Raw genomic sequence first — 4807 nt, 5'->3', positions numbered from 1 at the left:
AGCGCCCCGGCGAGCAGCGCGGCCACCGTCGCGCGCAGCCGTCCGGGCGCTCGGCGCCGCCGGCGGGCGGTTCTCTCCAGGACCGGGCGGGGGAGCGGGGGATGGGATCTGATGGGCACGTGACCTCTCCAGCGTCGCTGTACGCACACCCCGCCGGCCACACCGGAAGACAACGTTGTCAGTCCGGGCCACCGGGTGTGCGACCCAGAGTGAGACGGAAGCGAACACCCAGGATGGCACTCCGGCGACGGATTGCACCCCCCGTGTTCACAACCGCCCGCCATGACACACGGACAAAGCGTCCGGAGCGCGAACAATCACCGAACAGCACGCGCGCGCCGGGCGCCGTGCGGGCGACGAACGGGCAAGCACGTCCAGGCGGCGCCGACGTGACGACCCGTCAGGCCCCCTCTGTTCCACCCCCTCAGGGGGCACTCATGGCCGGTGTCGCGTGAAGCCGGCGGAGAGGAACGTCTCGCCGGCGTGCGGTGGCCGGGTCCAGGACCGGGTGGTGAAGGTGTGCAGAGTGCCCCGGGTCAGCGCGAAGCGGGGGAGCGAGAGCCCGAGTTCGCTGTGCAGCGCCTCCAGCACGCGCGTCTCGTCGGCCGCCTCGGTGTCCTGCGGACGGAACAGCCGTGCGGGGTCCAGTGCCTCGGGTATCGCCCCCGACCGCTGGACCTCCCGCCCGCGCACGGTGAACGCGTACAGTTCCCGCCCCAGTTCGGCCACGGACAGATGGAACGCCGCCGGGTGATCCCCGTGCGCCGAGTGTCCCGGCTCACGCCACACCACCACGGCCCGCCCGGACACGGAGGCGGCCTCGGCGGGGGAGAGGAACAGCTTGTTCAGGTAACCGGGTCGGCCGTCGAAGGCGAACGCCCAGCCTTCGGCGGTGCGGCCGACGGCGGCCACGGCCCGGTCCTCCCACAACTCCAGGCCCTCCCGCCCGCCGTCCGAGGCGGGGCGCCAGGCGGCACGACGCTGATCCACGGGCGCGCTCAGCTCCGAACCGTCACCGATCAGAGCCGCAAGCCGGGCGGGCTCGATCCCCTCCACCCACACACAGCGGTATCCGCCCAGCGGCTCCGTACCCGCCCCGGGCTCCATCCGCCAGGCGAGCCCCGGCGGATCGAGATCGGGCACCGGCTCGGGAGCGCCGCCCGGCTGCCCGGACCGGGGTGTCGCGAGGATCTCCCTTCCCCGCTCGGAGGTGATCAAGGGACCGAGGACGGGGTCGGCGAGCAGGCCGATCGGGGCGATCAGCGAAGGTCCCGGCGCCTCCCACAGCGGGAGCGCGGCCCGCAGCGTCCGCCACGCGGCGTCGGTCGACCCCCACCGGGCCGACTCCCGCGCCGCGTCGACGGCCCGGCCCCAGGGGCCCGGGGGAGTGTAGGCGTACGTGCCGTCGCGCACGGCGGTCAGCGCGGTTTCGGCGGTCTTCCGGTCGACGCCGCGGGCCGTCATCATCCCGAACCACTGCTCGTCCTCGTCCTGCCGCGACCGGTGCCGGGCCCGCGCCACCGCCGACGCGGCCGCCAGGGGCAGGAGTTCGGGCAGATAGCGCGGGTCCGCGACCAGCGGCCCGTAGTCAAGTGCGGCGTCCGGGGACAGCAGATGCCGGATCTGGTACACCAAGGCAGCGCTTCCGGGCCGCCCGAAGGAGAACGCCTCCTCCAACAGAGGCAGCGCCTCCGCGTGATCTCCCCGCAGGACCAGCAGCCGGGCCTCCGCAACCCGGGCGTCCTGAGCGCGGGTGGTCGCGTTCACGAAGTCGGCCCTCTCCACCCGGTCGCCGTGGAAGCCCCGGTACATGGCCTCCATGTACGCGCGGAACGACGGGTACCGGTCCGGCAGTTCACCGCCCCAGCCCTTGTAGAGGTAGAGCGCCCACTCACCGTCCTGGTCCACGTCCCCCGGATCGAGCAGCGCCGAGGACATGTCGGAGTCCGTCTCCAGCCGCAGCGCCCGCCGCCACATCCCGGCCAACAGGAGTTCCTCCGCACGCGGGTTGTCGCCCAGGCCTTCCTCGTACACCGAGGTCATGTCGTACGGGTCGTTGAACCAGTCGATCTCGGCGGCGCCGCCGAGCTGGTAGACCCCGGCCGTCTGCTCCACGTGCCACCCGTCGCTCACGGCCAGGAACTCCCGGTACGAGGGCGGCAGGCGCCGGCCGAGCCGCTCCTCGGCCGAGACGATCGCCGCCTCGTCCAGTCCAGGCTTTCCCAGGGTGAGAAGGTCCGGGGCGCCCTCGTGCGCGTCGGCGCGCGGAACCCACTCCCGCTGCCAGCGCCCCAGGAATTCATGCCAGTCGAAAGATCCATCGCTCATGCCCGCATGCTGCCATCCGGCACGGACAACGGCGTCCGCCGCCACGGGGCGGCGCGGCAGCGGCCGAGAGGGGCGGGCCCGTGACGCGCGAGGCGGGCGGACCAGGGGCGCATCCGGGACGGGCGGACCGGGAGGGCGTCCGAGGCGGGCGGCCCTGGCATGAGGAGCGGCCCCCGCCCCAAGTCGGGGCGGGGGCACCGGTGCCGTGTGGGTCGTGACCGGGCCGACGGCGAACGCCCTCACCCACCCGCCTACTTGTAGAAGACGGCCACGCCTCCGTGGTGTGAGCAGGCTCCCTGATGGTGTGCGGCGTACGAGTAAGTGCCGTCGTTGCAGCGGGCGGTGGCGCCGTTCCCGGCGGCGGTGGAGCCGCCGGAGGAACTCGATCCGCCGCCCGAGGACGATCCACCGCTCGTCGACGACCCGCCACCGCTCCCGCCGCTGGTCGAGGACCCGCCGGACGAGCCGCTGCCGGAGCCGGCGGAGTTGGCCCGCGCGGTGACGGTGACTTTCACCTTGACCGTCTGGGTGGCCGTCACCGTCGGCGCGGGTTCCGGACTCGCGGTCTCCGTCGCCGTGGCGGTGGCCGTCGTGGTCACGGTGGGGACGGGCCGCGTCTTGGCGGCGGCGGTCTTCGTGGTGTCGGTGTCCTGGCCGTTCCCGCCGGCGAGACCGATGCAGAAGGCGAGCCCGAGGGCGGGCAGCACATACCGCTTCCGAGCCCACTTGGGCCCGGGCGGCCGAGGGGCCGGGGCGGCCGGCGGCCAGTGTCCGGGCGGTGGTGGCGGCGGTTGGTGGTACGACATGGGCCCCCCAAGGCTGGTTCGTGGTCGGGTGACCGTAACAGCAGTTGTGGAGGGAATGTGGGTGAAGTGTGGTGACGGTGACGTAGTTGTTGCCGTTCACGCCTCCGTCACCGGTCACGGGCCGGTGCGATGCCGGATCAGCCTCCGTCACCGGTCACGGGCCGGTGCGATGCCGGATCAGCCGCAGGACAGCAGGCCCGCCTTCTGCTTGGCGTTCAGGACGCGATGGACGCTCTGATCCACCTGCTTGCGGAAGGTGGCGCTCTGCGTGATCCGGCTCTGGACCGCCTTGGTCATGGCCGGGATCAGGTTGGGCTCCACCGTGAGGACCAGGTCACCGCCCGCCGACAGGAACTTGACGGCGCGGTCGCCCGGGGACACCGCCTTCACCGCCACCGCGTTGCCGAGGTCGTCGGAGATGACCACGCCCTTGAAGCCCAGCTTCTCGTGGAGCAGATCCTTGATCACCTTCGAGGAGAACGCGGCCCGGTTCTTCGCGTCGATCTTGCTGTACGTGGCGGAGGAGGTCATCACGAACGGCGCTCCGGCGCCGATCCCGGACTTGAACGCGGTGACGCTCCCGCTCGTGGTGGTCGTCACGGTGTCCACGACGTTCGCCGTGGTGTCGGTGTTGCCCCGTACGCTGCCGAGCCCCGGGAAGTGCTTGAGCGTGGCCAGCACTCCGGACTGGGCGGAGCCCGCGAGGAACGCGTTGCTGTGGGGGGCCACCGTCGCCGCCGTGTGCCCGAATTCGCGGTCGTACCGGCCGATCGGGGCGTTGGCCCTGCCGAGGCTCGCCGGTACGACGTCCGCGACGGGAGCGAGGTTCAGGTTCACGCCCGCGGCCTTCAGCTCCTTGGCCCAGCCCGCGGCCTTGGTCCGCAGCGTCGACGTGCTCCAGCCTCCCTGCGTCAGGGCGCTCGGGATGGTCGAGAAACCGGGGCCGGACAGCACCTGCACCTGCCCGCCCTCCTGGTCGGTCGACACGAGCAGGCGCACCCGATGGCCGCCCGCGCTGTCCGCCTTCGCCTGGAGACCGTCGACAAGGGTCTTGGTCGCCTTGGTCCCGGCCTTGCTCCGCCCGGCGAGGAACACCGAGCCGACGTGGTACTGGCGCATGAGCGCTATGCGCTTGCTGTCCGGTGCGGAGGGTGTGACCGAGCCCATGAAGAGCTGGCCGACCCGCTGGGAGGCAGTCATGGCCTTGAAGGTCGTGTCGGCGCAGGTGGTCGCCGCGGCGGCGGTGCCGGACGCCTTGGCCGGATCGACGGCGGCGGCCTGTGAGACCGCCACGCCCCCTCCCACCCCCGCGACAGCGAGCGAGAGCGCCAGCACGGAGGCGAGCCGGACGGGACGCTTCCCGCTGGAACGGTGGGCGGGCGACGGATGCGATGCCATGAGGAACTCCGACTCTGCGTGCCTGCGGGGGCCGCTGGTCCGTGAGCGGCTCATCGGTTGCCATGCTCACGGTAGCAAGACGAGTATGCGCCGTCGTGCCGCCGGAATCGGAGCGGTGCGGTCGAGCGGGGACGGCGGGTGCCGGAACGCTCACCCGCCGTGACGGTTCGCCCGCCGGGGAGCACCCGCCTTCCGGACCACCAAGCCGGAACGGACGGGACTCCGCTCTCGCACAGCCGAGAACGGGGCCCCGTTCTCGGCTGTGCGAGAGCGGA

General features: G+C 72.5%; 3 protein-coding genes. All 3 read right to left on the bottom strand.

The genetic code is table 11. The features are described 5' to 3' along the window. Positions 1-435: 435 nt before the first annotated feature. The 3 genes from AB0912_RS35700 to AB0912_RS35690 all read right to left on the bottom strand — a co-directional run bounded on the left by AB0912_RS35700 (position 436) and on the right by AB0912_RS35690 (position 4532). Positions 436-2328 (bottom strand): SMI1/KNR4 family protein, encoded by a 1893-nt coding sequence (locus tag AB0912_RS35700; protein WP_366707471.1) that lies wholly within the window; start codon positions 2326-2328, stop codon positions 436-438. A gap of 251 nt (positions 2329-2579) precedes the next feature. After that, a complete protein-coding gene (locus tag AB0912_RS35695) occupies positions 2580-3035 on the bottom strand; it encodes a DUF3761 domain-containing protein (RefSeq protein WP_366707469.1) in 456 nt (151 codons plus the stop codon). 276 nt (positions 3036-3311) lie between these two features. After that, positions 3312-4532: a glycoside hydrolase family 3 N-terminal domain-containing protein gene (locus AB0912_RS35690; RefSeq protein ID WP_366707467.1), complete on the bottom strand. Its 1221-nt coding sequence runs from the start codon at positions 4530-4532 to the stop codon at positions 3312-3314. Positions 4533-4807 lie beyond the last annotated feature (275 nt).

Origin of the sequence: Streptomyces sp. NPDC007084 (assembly GCF_040703595.1) — a bacterium.
GTDB lineage: Bacteria > Actinomycetota > Actinomycetes > Streptomycetales > Streptomycetaceae > Streptomyces.
This window is presented reverse-complemented; position numbering and strand designations above follow the sequence as displayed.

Coding starts and splice junctions, on each gene's coding strand:
- AB0912_RS35700 (WP_366707471.1), bottom strand. CDS start 2,328: ATGAGCGATGGATCTTTCGACTGGCATGAATTCCTGGGGCGCTGGCAG.
- AB0912_RS35690 (WP_366707467.1), bottom strand. CDS start 4,532: ATGGCATCGCATCCGTCGCCCGCCCACCGTTCCAGCGGGAAGCGTCCC.